General features: G+C 50.4%; 16 protein-coding genes and 2 pseudogenes. 2 read left to right on the top strand and 16 right to left on the bottom strand.

What is annotated here, in order from left to right; genetic code table 11:
* A pseudogene (locus BM191_RS17655) lies at positions 1 to 171 on the top strand (transposase); the annotation flags it as partial.
* 15 nt (positions 172 to 186) lie between these two features.
* On the opposite strand, the gene BM191_RS13120 reads toward BM191_RS17655, so the two are convergent.
* Genes BM191_RS13120 through BM191_RS13100 form a run of 5 tightly spaced genes read right to left on the bottom strand, consistent with a single transcriptional unit; the run spans position 187 to position 6,030 of the window.
* Positions 187 to 942: a fimbrial biogenesis chaperone gene (locus BM191_RS13120; RefSeq protein ID WP_092878911.1), complete on the bottom strand. Its 756-nt coding sequence runs from the start codon at positions 940 to 942 to the stop codon at positions 187 to 189.
* A gap of 1 nt (position 943) precedes the next feature.
* The gene (locus BM191_RS13115) at positions 944 to 2,224 is read right to left on the bottom strand and encodes a fimbrial protein (RefSeq protein WP_092878909.1); all 1,281 of its coding nucleotides are present in this window, start codon (positions 2,222 to 2,224) and stop codon (positions 944 to 946) included.
* Positions 2,225 to 2,241: 17 nt separating this feature from the next.
* Complete coding sequence (locus BM191_RS13110; protein ID WP_092878907.1) at positions 2,242 to 4,740, bottom strand: fimbria/pilus outer membrane usher protein; 2,499 nt, start codon at positions 4,738 to 4,740, stop codon at positions 2,242 to 2,244.
* Positions 4,737 to 5,435 (bottom strand): fimbrial biogenesis chaperone, encoded by a 699-nt coding sequence (locus BM191_RS13105; protein WP_092878905.1) that lies wholly within the window; start codon positions 5,433 to 5,435, stop codon positions 4,737 to 4,739. The genes BM191_RS13110 and BM191_RS13105 overlap by 4 nt, the downstream gene beginning before the upstream one ends.
* Before the next feature lie 40 nt (positions 5,436 to 5,475).
* On the bottom strand, positions 5,476 to 6,030 hold the full coding sequence (locus BM191_RS13100; RefSeq protein WP_092878903.1) for a fimbrial protein: 555 nt from the start codon (positions 6,028 to 6,030) through the stop codon (positions 5,476 to 5,478).
* A gap of 1,067 nt (positions 6,031 to 7,097) precedes the next feature.
* On the opposite strand from BM191_RS13100, the pseudogene BM191_RS17650 reads away from it, so the two are divergent.
* Positions 7,098 to 8,112: pseudogene (locus tag BM191_RS17650) on the top strand (IS91 family transposase).
* A gap of 443 nt (positions 8,113 to 8,555) precedes the next feature.
* Here BM191_RS17650 and glmS read toward each other — a convergent pair.
* From glmS to atpI, 11 genes are all read right to left on the bottom strand, one after another.
* Entirely contained in the window at positions 8,556 to 10,388 is a 1,833-nt protein-coding gene (gene glmS, locus BM191_RS13085) for a glutamine--fructose-6-phosphate transaminase (isomerizing) (RefSeq protein WP_092878899.1), read from the bottom strand.
* A 128-nt stretch (positions 10,389 to 10,516) separates the two neighbouring features.
* Positions 10,517 to 11,887: a bifunctional UDP-N-acetylglucosamine diphosphorylase/glucosamine-1-phosphate N-acetyltransferase GlmU gene (glmU, locus tag BM191_RS13080; RefSeq protein WP_092878897.1), complete on the bottom strand. Its 1,371-nt coding sequence runs from the start codon at positions 11,885 to 11,887 to the stop codon at positions 10,517 to 10,519.
* Between the two features lie 318 nt (positions 11,888 to 12,205).
* Complete coding sequence (locus tag BM191_RS13075) at positions 12,206 to 12,625, bottom strand: F0F1 ATP synthase subunit epsilon (RefSeq protein ID WP_092878895.1); 420 nt, start codon at positions 12,623 to 12,625, stop codon at positions 12,206 to 12,208.
* Between the two features lie 85 nt (positions 12,626 to 12,710).
* Positions 12,711 to 14,108, bottom strand: a complete 1,398-nt coding sequence (gene atpD, locus BM191_RS13070; protein WP_092878892.1) for a F0F1 ATP synthase subunit beta — start codon at positions 14,106 to 14,108, stop codon at positions 12,711 to 12,713.
* A 55-nt stretch (positions 14,109 to 14,163) separates the two neighbouring features.
* Positions 14,164 to 15,036: a F0F1 ATP synthase subunit gamma gene (atpG, locus tag BM191_RS13065; RefSeq protein WP_092878890.1), complete on the bottom strand. Its 873-nt coding sequence runs from the start codon at positions 15,034 to 15,036 to the stop codon at positions 14,164 to 14,166.
* Positions 15,037 to 15,089: 53 nt separating this feature from the next.
* A complete protein-coding gene (atpA, locus tag BM191_RS13060) occupies positions 15,090 to 16,631 on the bottom strand; it encodes a F0F1 ATP synthase subunit alpha (RefSeq protein WP_092878888.1) in 1,542 nt (513 codons plus the stop codon).
* Positions 16,632 to 16,645: 14 nt separating this feature from the next.
* Entirely contained in the window at positions 16,646 to 17,179 is a 534-nt protein-coding gene (atpH, locus tag BM191_RS13055; protein ID WP_092878886.1) for a F0F1 ATP synthase subunit delta, read from the bottom strand.
* A 14-nt stretch (positions 17,180 to 17,193) separates the two neighbouring features.
* On the bottom strand, positions 17,194 to 17,664 hold the full coding sequence (gene atpF / locus BM191_RS13050; RefSeq protein ID WP_092878884.1) for a F0F1 ATP synthase subunit B: 471 nt from the start codon (positions 17,662 to 17,664) through the stop codon (positions 17,194 to 17,196).
* A gap of 99 nt (positions 17,665 to 17,763) precedes the next feature.
* Positions 17,764 to 18,003, bottom strand: coding sequence for a F0F1 ATP synthase subunit C (atpE, locus tag BM191_RS13045; RefSeq protein WP_003849523.1), 240 nt, complete (start codon positions 18,001 to 18,003; stop codon positions 17,764 to 17,766).
* A gap of 47 nt (positions 18,004 to 18,050) precedes the next feature.
* Positions 18,051 to 18,869 (bottom strand): F0F1 ATP synthase subunit A, encoded by an 819-nt coding sequence (gene atpB / locus BM191_RS13040; RefSeq protein WP_092878882.1) that lies wholly within the window; start codon positions 18,867 to 18,869, stop codon positions 18,051 to 18,053.
* Positions 18,870 to 18,877: 8 nt separating this feature from the next.
* On the bottom strand, positions 18,878 to 19,261 hold the full coding sequence (gene atpI, locus BM191_RS13035; RefSeq protein WP_092878880.1) for a F0F1 ATP synthase subunit I: 384 nt from the start codon (positions 19,259 to 19,261) through the stop codon (positions 18,878 to 18,880).
* Positions 19,262 to 19,564: the final 303 nt, after the last annotated feature.

Genomic DNA, 19,564 nt, shown 5'->3' with positions numbered 1-19,564 from the left:
GACCTCTTACGCTGCGCCACCCGCGCCATGCTGAAGTGGCCCGGCCGGCAGGGTATGGAAATCGGTATTTTCTGTGCCCTGCATCCTTACGGCCGGCAGCTCAATCAGCACCCGCATATCCTCGTCTCCTTTACGCGGGGCGGTCTCGACGTTAAGCACGGCGTCTGGCGCAGCCCTTCGCGGTGGTCAATTTTTGTTGACCATAACAGGGGTAAGACTTGTGGTAAAAGTCTGTGGGTTGCCCTCATCGTCCAGCGCCGTGTAATCCAGCAGGATGTGGCTCGCCGCCAGAGGCACGACTCCCATAAGGGGATAATCTTTACTGGAAAATGGGGCGAGCGTCTTATCACCATCCAGGTAAACAGGGTAACGTTTTCCGCCTATCACCACGGTCATTTTGCCAGGGGTAAAAAAGTAGCGGCTGCCATTGATGGCATGAATGAACGCCTGCCCCTGCTTTTTCCTGATCTGAAAGGTCACTGCGTTGACACGTGCCGCAAACGGTATCACCTCCCTGAACGGCCGATTAATCACCTTAAGTTGGGTATTCAGCGCCATGCTGATCTTATCGCTGTCCGGCTGTATCGTTCCTTTTTTTACGGCTCTGATTTCGTACAGATTGAGCCAGTAAAGGGATTCCCGATCGTCTGGCAGTCGTGCGGCCAGTTCAGTGCGTAATACCGAGACCTGTTTTTTTTCATCTTTGCTCAGCGTAAAAACACCGGGAAGGGCAACAAAGGGAAAGGCTTTACTGCCGGGCGATTTTTCCGGTGAGCCATTGTCGACCCAGATCTGAATCAGAACGGGTGCATCGCCGCTGTTGACCAGCAGTAACGGGATTTGCACCTCATCGGGATGGAAGATCAGCCGGCTTTGTTGCGGAATCACCGCGCCCTGAGCGTTAATTGCAAGGCACATAAATAACCAAAGGAGCGTTTTCATCTTATTGCATTCGAATCAGGATGGATGCTGTCGCATCAACATGGCCAGCCGTGACGGTTTGGCCGGGAAGCTTTGAAAGACGGGCACTGAACGTGCGCTGATACAGCTTTTCGTCACTCTGCTGACTACCGCTGATGGCCTGTGCGTCTTCCAGCACCGGTCGCCAGCCTGCATTACTGCTGAAGCTACTCCAGCTTAAAAAGGAGACCGGCTGACCACCGGACGTTTGTAACTGAATCCCGACGCCTTTTGCCAGCGAAGATAAACTGTCGTAGTGATCGGACACTAAGTAGGACGAAAGCCCATCTCCCGTCGTCAACCCTAACTGCTGCGCCTGCAGCCACGCGGCGTAGCTCGGTTGAAAGCCCAGAGACAGCTGGCCGGAATTAATGCCAGAAATGTTTTCGGTTCCGTTCGCACAGGCCAGCGTAATACTGAGCGGTGCCGTCACGGTCTGACCCTCATTGAGCCCATTGATGCTGATGCCGGGAAAGATGACGTTTGAGGTATAATTCTCCACCCGACAGCCCTTTGTCATGTTTTGCGTCAGGGTGGCGACAGGCGCGGTATTCATTCCAAAGGCCATATAGCGGCCGGTTATCCAGGTTTGAAAATTATTCCAGCTGTCCTTGCCCGCTTCCGGTACATCCATTCCCGGCCCCATAAACACCACATAGCCATTGGGCTGGTTGCAACTGTACGAGCCGGTGTAATTGTCGTTCGCTGCCCACAGGCAGCCCCATGACGAGTAACCGGGTGTGCGGTTGTTTTTGTCGGTACGAATGAGTTCCGCGCTGATGGGGCTGAAGTCAAGCCCCCTGATTTCGATTTTACTCCCCTTTATTTCATACTGCGTGAGCGGCACCTTTTGCCAGATACGGGTAAAAGGCTTACCGCTGCGCACGTGAACCAGTTTTAATGCGGTATAGGGAAAGTAGGTCTGGAAATAGTCGTCACCCATGTTCCAGGCGCCGCCAACGTTACTGTCACCATTGGTGGCGAAGACCTCAAAGAGCTGATCTTTATCCGCCAGATCACACTCGTACAACACGCGGTTCGGATCGCTGTTAGCGACAGACGGTACCAGCCGAAACACCGAGCGGGCCAGCACGGTGCCAACAGGCTGATAACGCAGATTCATTAATCCGATATTCCCGAAATTCAGAGGCGCACCGCAGGCATCGCAGCCCTGATCGACCGGATTAATACGTGTGCAGGTCGCGTAAGCCGGGAAACACGCAGCTGAAAGAAAGAAAGCCATTACAGATAAAAAGTACTTCATAGTTAACACCTTACACTTTAAAAACGGCAAACGGCGTCCGCATAGGTTATTATTGCATCGGGTTTCGGTGGAGGAATGTGGTAATCAATCACGCAGGACGATTGCGCGTCGTCACCCCAGACGGCTTTCAACCGACCGGCCGTTTTCGCCACACGTAAATAGGCATTGCCGCCCTGACCAAACGTGCCCACGCGATTACCCGCTTCATCCAGCAGATCCGCACCGACCGGCACCGTGGCATCGTGATTCGTGCGGGTCTTCAGCATCAGGGGATAACCGCGTAAGGTCCGGAACGTCACCTTCACCATTGCACCGGCATAAGGCGCGATACTTTTTTCGCTGTCCTGAATCTCAACATGGCCGTCGCTGCCGTTGGCGCCGAGGGAAATCGTGTTGTAATGATATGGGTTGAGCGAAGGGACGAGCGCATAGCCAAAGCGATCGATTTCACTTCTCTGGCTGTTCAGGATACGTGCTCCCCTGGCCCCTTTCGCCTCGACGAGGGCGAAGGTATCGCCCAGATAATTGCCTAACGTCACGCCACCGCTGTGGATCACCGCCGCGCCCATCGCGTTGACGGACATCTGATTAAACCGTGAAGAGGTCGACGCGGTACCGGTCACGCTGGCTTCTGAGAACGTTTTGCCCAGGCTGCCACTTAACGTCGTATCACGCTGCTGCTGATCGCGATTCACATTCACGCTGTAGCTGGTGCCGCTCTCACCACTCAGTCCGCTGAGTGAGGCCGTATAGTTACTGCCATTCTGGCTTCCCCGGGTCCCGCCCAGTGCCAGATAAGGTGAGGTGGCATCCGAACCCAACGGCACAGAGACACTGACCTGCAGTTGGGTATCATTATAAAAAGTTTCCTCTGCGTACTCGGTTATGACGGCCCTGCGCGAATACTGGCGAGACAGGGAAATATTTAGTGCAATGTTTTTGAGCAGCACCGTGCCATAGCCGACCTGAAACTGGATTGCGTGCGAGCGGCCATCATAGTAATTTTGCTTCGAGCCAGAGACATAGATATTGCCCCATGGCCCCAGCGTCTGATTAAGGGTAATCTGCAGTCGGTTACGCTGCATATACTCGCTGGTGATGCTGTTGCGGCCCGGTATTTCTGCATTATTCAGTGTAATCACGTCGTTCAGATCCCGGTATCCCTGTGTGGAATACTGGTAGCCCGCAAGCGTCACTGTCGTATTGGTGGGCTGAAAGGTTCGACTGTAACTCAGAGCATAACGCCATCCCCGAGTTGACTCACCGTTGTTCAGAACGGCATCAGAGTAAGCGCTGTTAAATCCCAGCGCGCCCAGTTCTGAGGCCCAGACGCCGCCAGCCAGCATGGCATGATAGCCTTTACCCAGCCTGAAGCCGCCGTTAAGCGTGATGGCATTCGTCAGACCGCGTTTAACAGTCAGCTCGCTAAACGCATTGTCTTTGCTGTAATCCCTGACTTTACCGGCGGCAAAGTTGTAGTCCGTCCGGCCCGGACGCAGCGACTGCGGTAAAACCGCATACGGCACGCTAAAGCGATGCATGCTACCATCAGACTCCTGAACCTCCACGCTGAGATCTCCGCCATAGCTCACCGGGCTCAGGTCATTGATCGTAAACGGCCCCGGCGGCACGGTTGTCTGATATATCCGTTGTTTGCCCTGCCAGACCGTCACGCGCGCATTACTGTTTGCCACACCGCGCACCAGTGGCGCGTAACCACGAACGGAATCCGGCAGCATACGGTCATCAGAGTCCAGACTGATACCGTTAAAACTGACAGCCGTAAACAGGTCACCGTTACTGAAAAGTTCGCCTATGCCCGCCTCACTTCGTAACGACGGCAGCGCACGCTGTACCCAGGCCCGGGCGCTTTGCCAGCGATTGCCGACGTCGTCATGGGTAAAGTTTCCCTGTTGACGAAAACGCCACATGCCCACATTGATGCCACTGTTTATGCCAAGATACGTGGATTCAAAACGCTGCGCATTTTTATAATCGGAATAGAACTGGTTCAGGTTGTAATTCACGAACGCCATGGTCGTGCCCGCCGTCAGATTTTCGGGCGCGATATAGCCGACGGGCCGCTGAACCAGCATCGCCTGTGGAATGGTAACGTCTACACGCAGGCTGCCAGTTTTCACGTTAACTGATGCGCCCGTCAAAAGCGCCTCGGGCCTGGCACAGCCTTTGGCGTTGAGCGCAGTCAGATAGTGCGCCTCAACGCCAAAAGCGTGATAAAAGGACGCGGGAAGACAAACGGAAAGCGGCCCGCCGGCACGTACGATCTCAACCGGCGTGGACTGTTGAAATTTACCGTTCAGGTAGAGATCAACATCATACCGGCCGGGCTGGAACCAGGCATCCTGCGTATCGTCAGGCATCGCAATCTGTCCAGGCATCATTTCACGCACCAAAGCAGGATCAAAGATATAGTCATCCTGACCCGCGGCCGCCAGACTATTCCTGAAGTGGATAAGACTCAACCCGAGCAATGAGAACATTACTACTTTATTCATTTATGCGATTTTTCGTTCACGCTTATTTTTTCGTCGGCACCGAAATCATTTATCAGGATGGCATTAAGCGCGTATCCCGAGAGCGATGAGCGGCTTTGCAACGTGATGCGCTGTTCACTAAAAGGTGCCAGCGTGACGGCATCGTTCCAGGGAACAGTCTTATTCCCTTTGACCAATGCAAATGCGCGAATATTGGCGTAAAACGGTGAAGCATTTATTAAGACGATGTCGTGTCCCTGAATATGGTATGAAAGCGCGCTCTTCAGGTTATCTATGGAGAAATTCAGGCCCTTCGGGCGAACAATAACCTTCACTCTGTTCTTAATAATCAAATAAAGTTTATTCTTATCTTCCTGGCCTTTTTTTAACGAGGGGATCTCAGTGTAATCCAAATAGAACAGTGACTCTCTGTCCTGAGGAAGATTACTCTCAGTCACCTTGAGCTTTACCGTTTGACCGGCTTGAGGGGAAATTCTGAATATTTGCGGCAACGCCACAAAAGGAGGAGCAGAATGATTATTGAGATTGATTGCCTGAATCTGAATCAGTGCTGGCTGATCGCCAACATTAGTGAACTGAAGCGTTTTTTCATTTTTCGGACTGTCCACAATGACACGCGTGCCATTTAATACAACGCTTGCCTGACAAAGCGTGGCTGAAAAAGTCAGGAACAGAAAAATAAGAGACTTGAACACAGGTTTCTCCTGCCCTCCTTAAAATAAGGGGGCCTGGTAATCATGGATAGCTGACAGAATATTGAACGCTACTTAAAACCGTACCGACGCCCGCGCTTCCAGCGTCGCTGTAATATTCGACCGAGAAATCCTGCGATGCGCTGGTGCTTCCGCTGGCCAGCATCATTCCTGTGACCGTCGCCGAACCTCCGGACAAGCTGATCGCTTTGCCACTACTGTCCAGCAAGCGTAACGTAACATTTTTGGCGGTCCCGGTGTTGAGTAAATCGCCAGTTGAGGAAATATTATTACCGACCAGATTGATATTAATTGCCTGCGGTGTTCCTGAGGCCGGGGCGACACAACCGGTAAGATTAATCGTAAAAGGTGTTTTTCCGGCGGTTGATTTCGCCGCATTCAGCGCGGTCGTTGAAACCGTAGGTAGCAGAACAATAGAACTACCGATTGCATCATTAACAGTAACGTTACAGGTTTGCCCATTCACTTCGCCCTGAAAACGAATTGTATTTTGTGACGCTGCAAAAGTGTTAAAAGAAACTAAACTCGCGGAACATAATGCAAATATTATACGCAGAGATAAAAATCTGTCTTTCATTTCTATATACCCTTCCATATTAAATATATATCCATTTATTTAAGTGTTGATGGCGGAATAACTATCAGGTGCTACGCTAAGCCGCCTGTCTTAGCGCTGCTGAGATCACTTAAGGGTGTCTGAACCCAAGGCATTGCTATGGTCTGCTACCAAAAATTCCCTGCTACTTGCAAAACTCGTCATTTGTTACAGTCCTCAAATCAGCCCCTTGGGAGATAAACAGGCTATTATCCTGAGCTATTTCCCCTCACTGATCTTAACGCCCGGTAAATAATGGCTCAATACGTTCCCAGGATGGTCAGATAGGCCATATCAATGATGCACCGCTGGAGTTAATATTTTCACGCTAATAATATCACTTCAATCTATTCATGATGACAGCCTCTAAAGTAAAACTAAAAAAAATGACAATACCCCTAATTATTAGGGTATTAATAATAAAGATAATACGCCCTAATTTTATGGGAGCACAAAATTGACTATATCACAGCGCGTTACTATAAAATTGATGGATAGTGGCATCAATCGGCAGGAGCAGATAATGACATCTTTTCTGTCATCCTGTATTGGCGTTGTATCAAGGGAAAGAGTATGCGTTGATTCATTAATATTAATGGACTTCAGATCTCTTCGCGAATGCTTCGACTTAAATCAATAGCACCACTGCCAAGAAGATCACCTGACTGGAGCCAGTAAATCTCCTTATTTACAGACATATATCTATCCTCCTGACAAATACACACAACTCTTAATAATATTAATTAAAATATAGAAAAATCATTAATCATTTATGGAATGAAAATGTTAAATATGCCCACTCTTTTTTTGTATATTACGCTAAAAATAATTATTGGAGAGAGCGATCAAAAAAATTTACATGGTAGTTATAGGCTATGGTAATTTTTTAACCGATATATCAGGCTCTCTCTGGCGGAGTCGTCTGGAAAATAAGAAAAAAATTGAGCAGTCAGATTATTTTTTGAACGTAGCACGCCTGCCTCCTGAGCGGCGCTACTGCGCAGCTTCGGGTGTTTGCATGACCTGAGCTCCGCTTTATACTCTGCACCATGCATATCCCCCATTCCGCCAAACTCCTCTTCAACATCGATGACGGCTGGAATCGCTACCTCGAAAAACACGGTGACAGCATCAGCCAGTGGACCCGCCTCTGTGTTTAACGCATGCTCGCGTGGCAGCACATCACCTTTACCATGCCACACCTGCTCTGGCCGTTCTTTAACAATAACTGGCCTCTGTTCAACGACCTCTTACGCTGCGCCACCCGCGCCATGCTGAAGTGGCCCGGCCGGCAGGGTATGGAAATCGGTATTTTCTGTGCCCTGCATCCTTACGGTCGGCAGCTCAATCAGCACCCGCATATCCTCGTCTCCGTTACGCGGGGCGGTCTCGACGTTAAGCACGGCGTCTGGCGCAGCCCTTTCTTCAAAAAAGGCCGTCGAGACCATCCTCCTGCTCCGCGGCAGCTACGGGCTGATCATGCCCGGCATACTGCCGGGTCTGGACCACATCCGCGACGAGCACCGGTGGCGGCGATATCCGCAGGCGCAGTACGGCAGGTACTTAAAGGTACACTTCGCGAAGAAGACATGAGATGCCTGGCAAAGCGTGAAGTATCCTGGCCGCTACCTGAACCGCCTGCGACACTATGGCGGCGGCACGATGGTCAACCACTATCTCGATCACCGCATGGGGAAGCATAAACGCCAGACGCTGAGCCAAAAAGAGATGATCGGGCGCTATATCAGCCATGTTCCGGCGCGGCATTTTAAGATTGTGCGCTACTCCGGATTTCTGGACAACCGCAAAACGGGAATGCTGCTCTCACTGGTGTATGAAGCCCCGCGGATGCAGGCGCGAAAAAAGCTGGAAAAACCGGGATTCATCGTGCTGATGAAAGGCTTCGTGGGCACGGATCCGTACAAATGTATTCTGTGCGGCAACCGGCTACGTTTTGCCGGTTCTCAGGCAGCAACACATGCGATGAATTTCCTGTCGCAAAGGCTGTATGAAGTGGAGAAAAACGAGGGCTGCGGATGCCAGAGTTGGACCTGTGTACCTTAAAAAATGGCTTTATGGTTAAAACACATCAGAGACGACATTTTCACATATAATCCCACGCGAAACCTTATCATAAAAGGGATGGAGGTGATAAAATTCATGATCAGTTACTCCGAAGATGCGATTGAATTTCCTAACCATGAACGCAACAGGATTAATTATCAGAAAGTCTGCAGACGTGAAAAATCAGTTAAAAGCAATCCCGTATAGTTTCCTCAACGTCTCCTGGCGTGCAGACTCTGACCCAGTGCTTTAGGCGATCATGCATTAAGATTTTGTCGAATTCCGCAATTTATCCGGGCAAAAAAATCATCTTGCGGAAAAATTTTTGCATAAGGACGTTAATCTTTCCGGATCATGGAGTGTAAAAAAAGTCCGGGCGTTTTTTACCGGACTTTTTTTACACTAAGCGGCTAACTTTCCGCAGTTCTTTATATAAAGCTGGATTATTCTACAGTCACTGACTTGGCCAGGTTGCGCGGCTGATCAACATCAGTACCTTTGATCAATGCAACGTGATAGGAAAGCAGCTGAAGAGGAACAGTATAAAAAATTGGCGCGATGACCTCTTCAACGTGTGGCAAGGAGATAATACGCATTCCTTCGCTGTCGGAGAAGCCAGCGTCCTGATCGGCAAAGACATACAGCAAACCGCCTCGGGCGCGTACCTCTTCGATATTGGACTTGAGTTTTTCCAGCAACTCATTGTTGGGTGCAACGACGATGACCGGCATATCAGCGTCAATCAACGCCAGCGGACCGTGTTTAAGCTCACCGGCCGCATAAGCCTCTGCGTGAATATAGGAAATCTCTTTCATCTTCAGCGCAGCTTCCATCGCTATTGGATACTGATCGCCACGCCCGAGAAACAGCGCATGATGCTTGTCAGAAAAATCTTCTGCCAGCATTTCAATGCGTTTGTCCTGAGATAACATCTGTTCAATGCGGCTCGGTAATGCTTGCAGGCCATGAACGATTTCCCGCTCCATCGCTGCATCCATTTCTTTTAAACGCCCAATTTTAGCCACCAGCATCAATAACACCGTGAGCTGGGTAGTAAAAGCCTTTGTGGAGGCAACACCAATTTCAGTACCGGCTTTGGTCATTAATGCAAAGTTGGATTCTCGCACCAGCGACGAACCGGCAACGTTACAAATAGCCAGAGAACCAAGATAACCCAGCTGTTTTGAAAGGCGTAGCGCCGCCAGCGTATCGGCAGTTTCACCGGATTGTGACAAAGTGATAATCAGACTGTTTTTACGCACGGCCGACCGGCGATAGCGGAATTCAGAGGCGATCTCAACGTCACAAGGGACGTTTGCCAGGGCTTCAAACCAATAGCGTGCTACCATGGCAGAGTTGTAGGAGGTGCCACAGGCGACAATTTGGATATGCTCAGTTTGAGCGAGTAAGCTGTTAGCTTGACTGCCCAGTTCAGACAGGTCGACGCTACCGTGGTTCAGGCGGCCAGCCAGAGTATTTTTGATTGCGTCAGGCTGTTCGAATATCTCCTTTTGCATGTAATGACGATAAACACCCTTATCACCTGCATCATATTGCACGCTCGATTCGATTTCCGGGCGCGTCACCGCTATACCATGGCGATCAACAACCGTAACATCACGGCGACTAATCTCAGCAATGTCACCCTCTTCAAGGTAAATAAAGCGGCGCGTGACCGGTAGCAGCGCCAGCTGGTCAGAAGCAATAAAATTTTCACCAACGCCACGGCCAATAACCAACGGACTGCCCGAGCGTGCCGCTACCAGAATTCCGGGATCGCGGCTGTCCATAATCACCATGCCGTAGGCACCGCGCAACTGCGGAATTACGCGCAAAACCACCTCACGCAAACTGCCGCCGTTCTGCTGCTGCTCCCAATGCACCAGATGTGCCACCACTTCAGTATCGGTTTCTGAAACAAACTTATAGCCCCCAGCCCGCAGCTGCTCACGCAGCGGCTCGTGGTTTTCGATAATGCCGTTGTGTACAATAACAATATGTTTAGATATATGCGGGTGAGCATTAATTTCCGAAGGCTCGCCGTGGGTAGCCCAGCGAGTATGTGCAACGCCGGAACCGCCGGCAGGATGCGCTTCATCGACAGCTTCTGCCAGATTCTGCACCTTACCCACCCGTCGAATGCGAGTAACTTCGCCCTGATCGTTCACAATGGCGACTCCCGCAGAGTCATAACCTCGGTATTCCAATCGACGCAATCCTTCAATCAGGATTTCGGCAATATCACGCTGAGCTACAGCGCCAACAATTCCACACATGTTTTAGATTCCTGACATAATGGCGTTATCTGATAACCCTATAGCCCCGAGCCTTGTAGAGTTGGGCTGCCTGATATCCACAGGTCCATATTCCCCTCTCATCCGCAGAGGCGATCATTTAATGGTGCTTAATTTTTCTTCACCGGGCGTTGCCAGGCCGTTTTTAAATTTTGCTCTTTACGGTTATAGACCAGGCCCGGCGCCTGAACATCCTTCATCACGGTGGTACCGGCAGCAATGGTGGTTCCATCAGGAACACTTACTGGCGCAACCAGCTGCGTATCGGAGCCGATGAATACATCATCGCCGATAAAAGTTTTTGATTTATTCACGCCGTCGTAATTACAGGTAATGGTACCCGCGCCAATATTTACATTGCAGCCAATTTCAGTATCGCCGAGATAGCTGAGATGACCAGCCTTCGAGCCTTTGCCAAGAGCCGCTTTTTTCAATTCAACAAAATTGCCGACATGCGATTTTTCCGCCAGATCGCTGCCAGGGCGTAGTCGAGCAAAGGGGCCAACGGTCACCTCACTTGCCAGCCGCGAGTCCTCAATGATGCTGTAGGGACTGATAATGCTATCACTGGCTATTGTACAGTTTTTTAGTACACACCCGGCACCGATGCTCACCCTATCACCCAGAATGACATGACCTTCAATGACGACATTGCAATCGAGGGTAACATCGCGTCCGCATTCGAGGGTACCGCGTAAATCGAAGCGTGCCGGGTCCAGTATCATTACACCCGACATCAGCAGTTGATTTGCCTGCTCGCGCTGATAAATACGTTCCAGAGCAGCCAGTTGCAGTCGGTTGTTCACGCCTTCGGTCTCACTGTTACGAGCAGGATGGACGGCGACGATTTCACGCCCTTCCTGATGGGCGAACGCGATAATATCGGTAATATAAAACTCGCTCTGGGCGTTATTGTTCGTCAACTTACTCAGCCAACGTTTCAGATCGGCACCATTGGCAACCAGAATACCCGAATTTATCTCATTGATATCACGCTGCGCTGTACTGGCATCTTTATGCTCAACGATACTGGTCACGAAGCCATTCTCACGAACAACACGGCCATAGCCGCTGGGATCGTCAAGAATAACGGTCAGCAGACCAATCCCTCCCTGAGGCTTAGCCGCCAGCAATCGATGCAGGGTATCGGTGCCGATCAGCGGCACGTCGCCATAGAGCATCAGGATATCTTCATCATCAGAAAAATACGGTGCGGCCTGCTGCATAGCATGGCCGGTACCAAGCTGTTCAGCCTGTAGCACCCAGTTAAGTCTCTCATCATTAAGCGTTGACCGGAGCAGATCCCCACCATGTCCGTAGACTAAATTTAGCTTACGCGCACCAAGGGCGAGACTGGCGTCAATCACATGCTGAACCATCGGTTTTCCGGCGAGCGGATGCAAAACTTTAGGTAAGTCTGAGTACATACGGGTTCCCTTACCAGCGGCAAGGATTACCACGCTCATCGCGCTGTTTGACATAGAATTCCTGTGCATTAACGGGGTGTTGTGAGTAAACCAGTTACCTAGTAAAAATTCGACATTTTTCTTACGGCAAAATTAGCCGTAATTCCTCTGCCATAAGGGCTAAGAAAGAGCGCATCTGATTGATAAAAACACTTGTATCAGCGCAAATAATCTCGGGTAAGACTACGCTTATTTTTTTCTGAGAAACAAGGTATGTTCTCAAGCAGCCTGATGTGAAGTTGTTTTCCCTCAAGATACAGCAGATCATAAAAAAAATACTGAATAAAAAAAAGCCAGCCCCCGAAGGGCTGGCTTTTCTCAGCCTGAACCTGATTACATCGCTTTTTTAGTCAGTTCGATAACGCGCAGCTTAGCCAACGCTTTTGCCAACTCTGCTGACGCCATTGCGTAATCCACATCGCCGTGTGAACCATTAAGACGTTCTTCAGCTTTGCGTTTCGCTTCCAGCGCCCGCGCTTCATCGAGATCTTTACCACGAATAGCAGTGTCAGCCAGTACGGTCACCATAGCCGGCTGTACTTCCAGCACGCCGCCGGAGAGGTAGATGAAATCTTCTTCGCCTTTCTCTTTAACGATGCGCACCATACCAGGTTTAATGGCAGTCAGCAGCGGCGCATGTCCAGGAAATACACCCAGTTCACCTTCGCTACCAGACACCTGGATTTTTTGTACCAGCCCGGAGAACATCTGCTTCTCCGCGCTGACTACATCCAGATGAAATGTGTTAGCCATAACCAACCTCCAGAAAAACTATCCTCTTCTGTACGTCAGGCTGCCAGGTTCACACCGCGTGGCCTGAGTAGTTCGAGGTATAGAATTACAGTTTCTTCGCTTTTTCCACGGCTTCTTCGATGGCACCAACCATATAGAACGCCTGTTCAGGCAGATGGTCAAACTCGCCGTCCATGATGCCTTTAAATCCGCGAATAGTATCTTTCAACGCTACGTATTTTCCGGGAGAGCCGGTAAACACTTCTGCGACGAAGAATGGCTGAGACAGGAAACGCTGTATCTTACGTGCGCGGGATACCAGCAGTTTATCGTCCTCAGAAAGCTCATCCATACCCAGAATTGCAATGATGTCCTTCAGCTCCTGATAACGCTGCAGAACAGACTGCACGCCGCGCGCGACATCATAATGTTCCTGACCCACAACCAGCGGATCAAGCTGACGGCTGGTGGAATCCAGGGGATCAACAGCTGGGTAAATCCCCAACGAAGCAATCTGGCGGCTCAGCGTAACAGTTGAGTCCAGGTGGGCAAAGGTGGTTGCCGGAGAGGGGTCAGTAAGGTCATCTGCGGGGACGTAAACGGCCTGTACCGAGGTAATTGAACCGGTTTTGGTCGAGGTAATACGCTCCTGCAGCACACCCATTTCTTCAGCCAGGGTTGGCTGATAACCTACCGCTGAAGGCATACGCCCCAGCAATGCTGATACTTCTGTACCCGCCAGGGTGTAACGATAAATGTTATCAATGAACAGCAATACATCACGGCCTTCATCGCGGAATTTTTCTGCTATGGTCAAGCCGGTGAGAGCAACACGCAGACGGTTACCCGGCGGCTCGTTCATCTGGCCGTAAACCAGCGCGACTTTATCCAGAACGTTGGAGTCGCTCATTTCATGGTAGAAGTCGTTACCCTCACGAGTACGCTCACCCACACCGGCGAATACCGAGTAACCCGAGTGCTCAGCCGCAATATTACGGATAAGCTCCATCATGTTTACGGTTTTACCAACGCCGGCACCGCCAAACAGACCGACTTTACCGCCTTTTGCAAACGGACAAATCAGGTCGATAACCTTAATACCGGTTTCCAGCAATTCTTGCGAGTTTGACTGATCCTCGTAAGAAGGTGCTGCGCGATGAATTGAAGAGACTTCAACAGCGCTGCCGTCCTCTTCCGTGAGATCACCTTTCATATCAATTGGCTCGCCCAGCACATTCATAATACGCCCAAGCGTCGCTTTACCGACAGGAACCTTGATAGGTTCGGCCAGATCTTCAACCGGAAGACCACGTTTAAGACCATCAGAAGACCCCATGGCGATGGTGCGCACTACACCCCCACCGAGCTGCTGCTGAACTTCCAGCACCAGGGTCACCTCACCATTTTTAACCTGCAGGGCATTGTACACTTTTGGTACCGCATCCTGAGGGAATTCGACGTCAACTACCGCGCCGATAATCTGGACAATCTTTCCAGTTGCCATCTTGAATCCTCTACCTAATTCGTTCATATCAGGCCGCACAGGCCGGACATACCTGTTAAACCGCGGAGGCCCCCGAGACGATCTCGGTAAGTTCCTGAGTAATGCTGGCCTGACGAGCTTTGTTGTAAACCAACTGCAGCTCTTTAATCAGGTTACCGCCGTTGTCGGTGGCTGCTTTCATTGCCACCATACGCGCGGCCTGCTCGCTGGCCAGGTTTTCTACAACCCCCTGATATACCTGCGATTCGACGTAACGACGGAGTAACGTATCCAGCAGCGCTTTCGGATCGGGTTCGTACAGGTAGTCCCAGGTTTTCGTTTCCAGCTCAGCCTCTTCTTCACCTTCTGCTGGCGGTAACGGTAGCAGCTGACTGATTACCGGCGACTGCGACATAGTGTTGTTAAACTTATTGTTTACAATGAATAGCTTATCCAGACGCCCTTCATCATAAGCTTGCAACATAACGTTCACCGGGCCAATCAGATCAGATAAGGAAGGCTGATCGCCCATACCGGTTACTTGTGCCACTACATTGCCACCAACGGCACCGAAGAAAGACACACCTTTGGAGCCAATAATCGCCAGTTCACACTCAACGCCTTTCCCGGACCAGGATTTTATATCTACCAGCAACTTTTTGAACAGGTTGATATTCAGGCCACCACAAAGTCCACGATCGGTAGAAACAACCAGATATCCAACGCGCTTGACGTCTCGCTCTTCCAGGTAAGGGTGCTTGTATTCCAGATTACCAAGCGCAATGTGACCGATCACCTTGCGCATGGTTTCTGCATACGGACGGCTGGCCGCCATGCGTTCTTGCGTTTTACGCATTTTCGAGGCGGCTACCATCTCCATCGCTTTAGTGATTTTCTGCGTGTTTTTCACGCTTCCAATCTTGTTACGTATCTCTTTTGCGCCGGCCATTTAGCTTCTCCTCAAAGCCTTGCGGCTTGCCTTTTCAGACAAGCCGCCAGACGTTACCAGGACTGGGTTGCTTTAAACGTTTCGAGGAGCTTTTTCAGCTGCTCTTCAATGTCGTTATTGTAATCACCAGACTGGTTGATTTTCTGCATCAGCTCAGCATAGTCGCGATCGGCAAACGCCAGCAGCGCCGCTTCGAAACTGCCGATTTTAGACAGCTCAACGTCACCCAGGAAACCACGTTCAGCGGCAAACAACACCAGACCCTGTTGCGCGATAGACATCGGAGCATACTGCTTTTGTTTCAGCAGTTCGGTAACTTTCTGTCCATGACTTAGCTGTTTGCGAGTCGTTTCATCCAGATCGGAGGCGAACTGAGAAAACGCCGCCAGTTCACGATACTGTGCCAGTGCGGTACGAATGCCACCGGACAGTTTTTTGATGATCTTAGTCTGCGCAGCGCCACCAACTCGGGATACAGAAATACCCGGATTGACTGCCGGACGAATACCCGAATTAAACAAGTTGGATTCCAGAAAGATCTGACCATCGGTAATTGAAATTACGTTAGTCGGAACGAACGCAGAAACGTCGCCAGCCTGAGTTTCGATAATCGGCAGAGCGGTCAGTGAACCGGTTTTACCTTTAACTTCACCATTAGTGAAACGCTCAACGTAATCAGCGCTCACGCGGGAGGCACGCTCTAGCAGACGGGAGTGCAGATAAAACACGTCACCGGGAAAGGCTTCACGACCCGGCGGACGACGTAGAAGCAGTGAAATCTGGCGGTAAGCAACGGCCTGTTTTGACAAATCATCGTAAACGATCAGCGCATCTTCACCACGATCGCGGAAGAATTCGCCCATCGCACAACCAGCATACGGTGCCAAATATTGCAACGCGGCAGATTCAGACGCAGAGGCCACAACGACGATGGTATTAGCCAACGCGCCGTTTTCTTCCAGCTTACGCACCACATTAGAGATTGTGGAGGCTTTCTGACCGATAGCGACATAAACACATTTTATGCCAGAGTCGCGCTGGTTGATGATTGCGTCGATCGCCATCGCGGTTTTACCGGTCTGACGGTCACCGATGATCAGTTCACGCTGACCCCGGCCGATTGGAATCATCGAGTCAACGGATTTATAGCCCGTCTGTACCGGCTGGTCGACTGACTGACGATCGATTACGCCCGGCGCGATAACTTCGATTGGAGAGAAAATGTCGCTTTCAATCGGACCTTTTCCATCAATGGGCTCACCCAACGTATTAACCACGCGACCCAACAGGCTGCGGCCTACCGGAACTTCAAGGATACGGCCAGTACATTTAACCTTAGTTCCCTCAGCGAGGTCTACGTAGGGTCCCATGACAACAGCACCAACAGAGTCACGTTCCAGGTTCAGGGCGATGGCGTAACGGTTGCCCGGCAGGGCAATCATCTCGCCCAGCATGACATCGGCAAGGCCGTGTACACGGATGATACCGTCACTGACGGATACAATAGTACCTTCGTTGTGAGCTTCACTCACGACATTGAACTGAGCAATGCGCTGCTTGATCAGTTCGCTGATTTCAGTGGAATTCAGTTGCATATGCTCCAGTCCCCTTAAGACTGCAAGACGTCTGCAAGACGTTCAAGACGGCCGCGAACGCTGCCATCAATGACCATATCACCCGCACGGATGATTACGCCTGCCATTACAGACTTATCGATTTTGCAATTCAGCTTAACTTTGCGTGACAGACGTTTTTCCATCGCGGCGCTGATTTTACTCAGCTGTTTGTCACTCAGTGCACTGGCGGAGATGACATCCACTTCAGCGCTAGCCTCGTGGGCATCGCGTAGATGGATAAACTTCTGCAGTACAGCAGGCAGCGCGGTTAAACGTTTATTTTCTGCCATAACCTTAATCAGGTTTTGAGCGGCCTCGTCCAGCTGATCGCCACACACAGCGATGAAAGTTGCAGATGTGGCTTCTGGTGTCAGAGCGCCGGACAGGAGATCTGCCATATGAACGTTGCTGGCAACTTCAGCCGCAAAAGCCAGCATCTGCTGCCAGCGTTCAATGCTTTGATGCTCAACAGCAAAGTCAAAAGCTGCTTTAGCGTAGGGGCGAGCTACCGTAGCTAACTCAGACATCAGCCTCGCCCTCCTTACAGTTTAGCGACCAGTTTATCGACGATGTCGCTGTTAGCAGCTTCATCTACAGAACGTTCAATAATTTTCTCAGCACCGGCAACGGCCAGCAGCGCAACCTGCTTACGTAATTCTTCACGAGCACGTTTACGCTCAGCGTCGATCTCAGACTGAGCCTGAGTCACGATTTTGGTACGTTCAGCTTCAGCTTCAGCTTTCGCGTCGTCCAGAATCTGAGCGCGGCGTTTGTTCGCCTGCTCAATAATAACCTGAGCCTCTTCCTTCGCTTTTTTCAGCTGATCGGTCACAGAAGCCTGCGCGAGATCCAAATCTTTTTTGGCACGTTCAGCAGAAGCAAGACCGTCAGCGACTTCTTTCTGACGTTTTTCGATGGCAGCCATAATGGGCGGCCAAACATACTTCATACAAAATGCGACAAACAGGATGAACGCGATAGCCTGGCCGAGGATTGTTGCGTTAAGGTTCACTGCACAATACCTCTTGTTAAGTTAACTTTTCTGCTCACAAGCAGAAATCCGTTCATCGCTTAAGGCAAGCCGACAGTCGGCGATGAACACATTTTGTGGCTAGGCGACGGCAAACATCACATACAGACCCAGACCTACAGCGATCATCGGGATTGCATCCACCAGACCCATTACCACAAAGAACTGCGTACGCAGCAGAGGGATCAGATCCGGCTGACGCGCAGCGCCTTCCAGGAATTTACCTCCAAGGATGCCGATACCGATCGCAGCACCGATAGCCGCCAGCCCCATCATCACAGCGGCAGCCATGTACAGCAGATCCATATTCAGGTTTTCCATGACAGTCTCCAGTTTGTTTCAGTTAAACGCAGTAGGTTGATAAAAAATCAATGTTCTTCAGATGCCATCGACAGATAGACAATCGTCAGTACCATGAAAATGAAGGCCTGTAACGAAATGATCAGAATGTGGAAAATGGCCCAGGGCACATTCAGAATCCACTGTGACCACCACGGCAACAGGCCAGCAATCAGGATAAAAATTAGCTCACCTGCATACATGTTGCCAAAAAGTCGCAGGCCAAGTGAAACTGGCTTGGACAACAGGCTAACGCCTTCAAGAATCAGGTTAATTGGAATGAAGATAGGATGATTAAACGGTTGCATTGTCAGCTCTTTAGCAAAGCCGCCAATGCCTTTCATTTTGATGCTGTAAAACAGAATTAAAATAAATACGCCCAGCGCCATTGAGAGTGTGACGTTGACGTCAGCAGAGGGCACCACGCGCAATGCAGGAAGACCGAAAACGTGCTCGCCAATATAAGGAAGCAGGTCAATAGGCAAAAGGTCCATCAGGTTCATCAGGAATACCCAGACGAAAATGGTCAGGGCGAGGGGAGCAATCAATTTGCTTTTACCATGGTACATGTCACGCACGTTGCTATCGACAAATCCCACGATCAGTTCAACAGCCGCCTGCCATTTGCCCGGCACACCGCAGGTGGCCGATTTAGCTACCTTACGGAACAGCACCAGAAAAATCAGACCTAACACGATGGAGAAAAACATGGAGTCGATATTCAGAACCCAAAACGTCGCAGGGACGTGGTTTGGGTCCACCAGCTGGAAGGTACGCAGGTCTATCTGTAAGTTATGCAGATGATGACCTATATACTCCTGCGGCGTAGAGATTTCTCCTGCAGCCATGATGCCTCTTACCCTTTGTTGTTAATGACAGTCGGTGCAACAATTTGTACTACCAGCACCGATAACCAGGTCAACCCTAGCGGCACGAACACCGCATTAAAACCGCCCAGCTCCACAAATAGAAGCACAATGGTCAGTAGCACCTTGCAGGCTTCGCCCAAAGCAAATGTCCAGGCAACGCGTCCTTTTACAGGTGACTGACCTTGCAGACGCCAGGCTAAAATTATGAAAACGACGCCCGGCAACCAAGCCGCGACCCCGCCCGCCAATGCGGAGGCTCCCCAACTCACACCTTTGAAAACATAAAACAGCGTGCCGATTATGATGAGCGTTATCAGCTGCATACTCAGCAGTCTGCGGGTGAATCTCTTGCTATACAGAGGTGCAGACATATCGCTGAATCCTCCAGGCCGTTAGGCTTTCCCACAGATTGTATAACACTGCCTTCGTCCCTTTGAGTCAAGCAGCAAAAACCGTGCAAATTATACGGGGCGGCCCTGTGATTTCAATCGATAAGTAGCGAAAAGGTGAACAATTATTTGAATTTCTTTCGACAGGACCATTTTACAAAATTGACAGGTTATTCATTTAACTGAAGATTACTGCCGATACGCAGAAAAACGACTAGAAAAGCGTGCTTATGATCACATATCTATAATCAAAAGATCGAATGAAATAGCATGGCATTGATATTA

The sequence above is a fragment of the Izhakiella capsodis genome, assembly GCF_900115045.1.
GTDB lineage: Bacteria > Pseudomonadota > Gammaproteobacteria > Enterobacterales > Enterobacteriaceae > Izhakiella > Izhakiella capsodis.
This window is presented reverse-complemented; position numbering and strand designations above follow the sequence as displayed.

Excerpts from the sequence above, each read along its gene's own strand:
- atpH (WP_092878886.1), bottom strand. The coding sequence starts at position 17,179 with ATGTCTGAGTTAGCTACGGTAGCTCGCCCCTACGCTAAAGCAGCTTTT.
- BM191_RS13115 (WP_092878909.1), bottom strand. The coding sequence starts at position 2,224 with ATGAAGTACTTTTTATCTGTAATGGCTTTCTTTCTTTCAGCTGCGTGT.
- glmS (WP_092878899.1), bottom strand. The coding sequence starts at position 10,388 with ATGTGTGGAATTGTTGGCGCTGTAGCTCAGCGTGATATTGCCGAAATC.
- atpG (WP_092878890.1), bottom strand. The coding sequence starts at position 15,036 with ATGGCCGGCGCAAAAGAGATACGTAACAAGATTGGAAGCGTGAAAAAC.
- atpD (WP_092878892.1), bottom strand. The coding sequence starts at position 14,108 with ATGGCAACTGGAAAGATTGTCCAGATTATCGGCGCGGTAGTTGACGTC.
- atpE (WP_003849523.1), bottom strand. The coding sequence starts at position 18,003 with ATGGAAAACCTGAATATGGATCTGCTGTACATGGCTGCCGCTGTGATG.
- atpI (WP_092878880.1), bottom strand. The coding sequence starts at position 19,261 with ATGTCTGCACCTCTGTATAGCAAGAGATTCACCCGCAGACTGCTGAGT.
- BM191_RS13120 (WP_092878911.1), bottom strand. The coding sequence starts at position 942 with ATGAAAACGCTCCTTTGGTTATTTATGTGCCTTGCAATTAACGCTCAG.
- glmU (WP_092878897.1), bottom strand. The coding sequence starts at position 11,887 with ATGTCAAACAGCGCGATGAGCGTGGTAATCCTTGCCGCTGGTAAGGGA.
- atpB (WP_092878882.1), bottom strand. The coding sequence starts at position 18,869 with ATGGCTGCAGGAGAAATCTCTACGCCGCAGGAGTATATAGGTCATCAT.
- BM191_RS13100 (WP_092878903.1), bottom strand. The coding sequence starts at position 6,030 with ATGAAAGACAGATTTTTATCTCTGCGTATAATATTTGCATTATGTTCC.
- atpA (WP_092878888.1), bottom strand. The coding sequence starts at position 16,631 with ATGCAACTGAATTCCACTGAAATCAGCGAACTGATCAAGCAGCGCATT.
- BM191_RS13075 (WP_092878895.1), bottom strand. The coding sequence starts at position 12,625 with ATGGCTAACACATTTCATCTGGATGTAGTCAGCGCGGAGAAGCAGATG.
- BM191_RS13110 (WP_092878907.1), bottom strand. The coding sequence starts at position 4,740 with ATGAATAAAGTAGTAATGTTCTCATTGCTCGGGTTGAGTCTTATCCAC.